We start from the raw sequence: 4,389 nt of genomic DNA on the forward strand, positions 1-4,389 counted from the left end.
TTACACTAACAGGAACATTAACAAGTAATGGATCTGATTACTCAGATACAGCAACAGCTACAATTATAGATAATGATACCCCAACAATCAGCGTTGGAAAACCAGGAGATGTGGGAACAGCAGATATAACAGTTCCAGAAGGAAATGATGCAGTGTTCGCAGTAGAAGTTACAAATGTAGCAGCAAACTCAACATTAACATTAACTCTAGCAGATGGAACAGCATTAGATGCAGATTACTTTGCAGATCCAGCTAATGGTGGGAAATTCCAATATAGTACAGATAATGGAACAACTTGGATAGATGTAACAGGACCAATTGCATTAAGTGAAGGAAATACATCTTTACTTGTAAGTACTGATACAATAGATGATTTAATAGATGAAGCTAATGAAACATTTACACTAACAGGAACATTAACAAGTAATGGATCTGATTACTCAGATACAGCAACAGCTACAATTATAGATAATGATGTTACAGTAAAAGCAAATAATGATACAGCAATCGCAGTTGAAGATGGTAAAGAATTTGTTGTTAGTCAAGATGAGTTAAATGATGATTTAGATGCAATTGGAAACCTATTAAGTAATGACACTGGATCTAATATTAAAGTAACAACAGTTACTATTTTAGGAACAGTATATACATTACCAACAGATGGAAGTAATATTTCAATAGATTTAGAATATGGACAAATAACAATAAATAATACTGGTGAGTATAAATATGAAATTGATAATTCAAATTCAACTGTTGATGCATTAAATATAGGAGATAATTTAGGAGAGTTGATTTCTTACACAATAAGTGATGGATCGAATCCTACTTCGACAGCAAATTTAAATATTACAATACAAGGGCAAGATGATGCTCCTGAAATTAATTCAGCAACTGCTAATGAACAAGTTTCAAAAAGTTCATTATTCATAGAAGATTTTGAAGGTGTATTAAGAGGAACAGATGAAATTGTTGGAGATGGTGCTTGGTATGTTGATAATGGTACAAATCAAGATGGTATTTTAGTTAGTAATAGTGGAAATTCATGGTATATGAATAGTGCTGGCGTTGAAATGAGAGAAAGTGGTGGAGTTGAAGGTCTTGATACAGCAAATGGAAGTGATACATATATTGAAATGGATGCACATACAATTGGAGTAAATAGTTCAATTTCAACACAAATCAATTTAGGTACTAATAATGATACTTATGATTTATCATTTGATTTTAAACCAAGATATTCTCATGAAGATTCAAGTGATATGATATTTTCACTAGACGGAAAAGAAGTACAAATTAATGTTGATGAATTAGGAAATATAACATATGTTGCACCTCTTGGAGTTGATGTAACAATTACTAAAATAGAGGGAACACTTTGGTACAAAGTGGAAGCTTCATTTAGTAATATTTCATCTAATACTACTACATTAACTTTTGCAGCAGTAGGTGAAGCCGATACATTTGGTGGATATATTGATAATATTCAGTTAATTGGTAATGACTATAGTGCAGAAAAAACAATATTAACAAACATTGATTTATCAGATATTGATAATACTACACTATCAAGTGCAAAAGTAGAAGTAACGAATTATAAAGAGGGTGATATTGTTAGTGAACCAACGCCTAATACTTATGGGATTACAGTTACTGTAACAGATGGAGTTGCAATACTAACAGGAGAAGCTACTATTGAACAATATGAAGAAGTATTAAAATCACTAACATTCTCTTCTACAAGTGAAGATAAAACTGCTAGAACAATTGAATTTACAGTGAATGATGGATTGAAAGATAGTAATACGATAAGTGTAACACTTAATATGGGTGGATATTCATCTACAAATGATATTCCTGTTTCAACTAATGATGAAGTTATTGTAAAAGAAGATACCCCAATAATTCTTTCATTATCAGATTTTGGAACATATAGTGATGTGAACGGTGATACATTAAGTTCTATTAAAATCAATACTCTTCCTAGCAATGGAAAATTAACAATTGATGGAGTTGAAATTTCAGCTGGAACAGTAATAAGAGTAATTGAGATTAATAATGGGAAATTAGTATTTACTCCAAATGAAAATACAGATGAAGATGGTTCATTTACTTTCCAAGTTAGTGATGGCTCAGAATGGAGTTCAAGTTATATAACTTCACTTGAAATTCAATCTGTTGCAGATGAGCCAATTGTAAATATTGAAGTAGGTGCTCCAATAGGAACAAATAATGATGGTACAATAATCAAATATGTAAAAGAAACTATTAATGTAAAACTTGGTGATGAAGTTGGTGATAGTAATATTAATGGAACAAGCGGTTATAACTATACAGAACTAGTAACAAAAACTATTGATTTTGGGGTAGATTATAAAAATAAAGTTGTAGAACTTCAAATGGATGTTACTGTAAATGGATCATGGAATAATGATGGAGCTGGAGGATATCATGATGATAACTGGACAGTATTTGTAAATGGAGTACAACAAGCATTGTTTAAATATACAGGAGATAGCACGAGTTCAATAACAACTGAGGGAACTGATAATGGTATAAAAGAGTACAATTATGGAAAAGTTGGAAATAGTAATACTAATATAAGTAGCTTTAACCATGCACCAATTATATTAATACAGTTAGATGAAAATGGTAGAGCAGTAATTACATTCTCTGCTTCTACAACAGAAACAGCAGAAACAGTAACTATAAACAGTATTATAGCAGCAGAATCTATCTCAACTATTGATAATCCTGATTATTATACTTATCCAGTGGATATCAGTGCAGCATTGAAAGATATAGATGGAAGTGAATCATTAAGTGTAACAATTTCAGGTATTCCAGATGATGGAGTATTAGATTTTGGTACAAAAAATGCTGATGGTACATGGACTATACCTGTAAATGAAAATGAAACAAGTATAACAAAAAGTATAAATTTAACTGTGCCTGAAAATTCAACTGACTTTAATTTAACTATTACTGCAAAAGCAACAGAAGCAAATGATGATTCTAATGGATTAAATACTACAGAATCAGTAGCTATAAATTATGATGGAGATGATATTGACCTAACTACTATAATCTCATCAAATCCAAAAGTAGATATAGTTAGTCTAGAAAATTCTACTAATGATAAAATAACGGTAGAATTAAATGATTTAATTGCAGATGATGATAAACAACTAATTATAAGGGGTGATGCTGGAGATATTGTTCAGCTTGATACTCCTAGTGATTGGTCAAATGCTGGAACAACTCAATTGGATGGTACAAACTATAAAGTATTTACAGGAACAGGAACTAATTCAACAATTAAATTATTAATTGATGATGACATTGATGTTACACCTGATATATAAATAGGGATTTTCCCTATTTATATAATTATATATTTTTTTAGTAATTCTTATTATGGATAATTTTTAAATATGAGACAAACAAGACTAGATGATTTTTTGCAACTTGAAGAATATAATAAAGAATTAAAAGAAGAAATAAAAAAAGAAGTAAAAAAGAACAGAGAAAAAGATAAATTGCTTTTTCAACAAAATAAAATGGCAGCATTAGGTGAAATGTTAGGAAATATTTCACATCAATGGCGTCAACCTCTTATGGAAATAAGCTCACTTTTCTTACCTATTGAAGCAAAGCTTCATATGAATATTCCCTTGGATGAAAAAGAAGTTCTTGAAAATATAAATAAACTAAATGATATTACAAAATATATGTCAAATACAATTGATGATTTTATAAATTTTTTTGCAGGTGATAAAGAAAAAATAGAGTTTAAATTATTGGAGCAAATAAATTCAACTATAAATATAATTAATGGAGGAATAAAAGCAAATAATATAAAACTAGATATTATTATTAAGAAAAATCCAACTCTAATAGGTTACAAAAATGAATATTCACAAGTTTTAATAAATATAATTAATAATGCAAAAGATATTTTAATTCAAAGAAAAATAAAGGATCCTTATATAAAAATTTCAATTTATGAAGAAAATGAGAATATTATTACAACTATTGAAGATAATGGTGGGGGTATCAAGATAGAACCTTTAGAAAAAATATTTGAACCTTTTTTTACTTATCAAAAATTAAATGGCTCTGGTTTAGGTCTTTTTATGTCAAAACTTATTGTTGAAAATAATATGAATGGAAAACTTTCTGTTGATAATTTATCTCTAGGTGCAATATTTAAAATTACCATTCCTCACAATCAGATATAAACACATATAATTTATTAAGATACTTTAATTGCTTAAAAAATAGCCTTTCATAAAAAAAATTCTTTAAAATATTTGATAAAATAATAAATTTTTTATTAACGATAATTATGTTATCATAAGTAAAATAATCTATTACAGAAAGTTCAAT

The 4,389-nt window shown here is 28.6% G+C and carries 2 protein-coding genes; both read left to right on the forward strand.

From position 1 onward, the window contains the following. Positions 1 to 3,365, forward strand: a 3,365-nt coding sequence (locus ABVS04_RS03910) for a beta strand repeat-containing protein (protein ID WP_368029367.1), incomplete at its 5' end; no start/stop codon positions are given. 69 nt (positions 3,366 to 3,434) lie between these two features. Next, complete coding sequence (locus ABVS04_RS03915) at positions 3,435 to 4,241, forward strand: sensor histidine kinase (protein WP_368029368.1); 807 nt, start codon at positions 3,435 to 3,437, stop codon at positions 4,239 to 4,241. Positions 4,242 to 4,389 lie beyond the last annotated feature (148 nt).

Source organism: Arcobacter sp. s6 (assembly GCF_040884245.1).
Taxonomy (GTDB): domain Bacteria; phylum Campylobacterota; class Campylobacteria; order Campylobacterales; family Arcobacteraceae; genus Aliarcobacter.

What these genes read in the sequence shown, in the direction of transcription:
- ABVS04_RS03915 (WP_368029368.1), top strand. Translation starts at nt 3,435, where the DNA reads ATGAGACAAACAAGACTAGATGATTTTTTGCAACTTGAAGAATATAAT.